The sequence below is a fragment of the Parendozoicomonas sp. 209JJ7-1 genome (assembly GCF_058147085.1).
Genome location: NZ_JBYVJU010000174.1, coordinates 1 through 384, shown reverse-complemented (window position 1 = coordinate 384; position 384 = coordinate 1). Strand labels below are relative to the sequence as shown.

Here is a 384-nt window from a genome sequence, read left to right as displayed (position 1 = left end):
CCGAAGTCGGTATCCGGGTCATTGGCAACTACCTGTACCAAGGGGGTGCCGATGGGGGCGGTTTCAAAGGTTTCGACCCTATATTCACTGAGCGTGAAGCTGGCCGGTCGATTGGGATTAACAGTAACGGAGGCGTTTTGCGTTGCAGTTGCTCCGTGCGGGTCCCGCGCTGTTACCGTGATTTTGACTGTGCCAGGGGTCCTTGGATAAATAGAAAACATTCTGCTATTGGGGAGAAGACGGACTGCGACGACGAGAGGGTCGGACGAAGTCATAGAATATCTCAGATCATCTTTGTCGGCATCGGTAAAGAAAGGGGACAGATCCACCAGTGGATCCAGTGTCAGGCCGTCCTCACCAACCGTGAGTGTAGTGTCCGGAATT

1 protein-coding gene is annotated in these 384 nt (G+C 53.6%); it reads right to left on the bottom strand.

Features of this window, described 5'->3' with window-relative positions:
- The coding region (locus ACY2RQ_RS19895) for a hypothetical protein (RefSeq protein WP_490114754.1) at positions 1-329 on the bottom strand (329 nt) is incomplete at its 3' end.
- Positions 330-384: the final 55 nt, after the last annotated feature.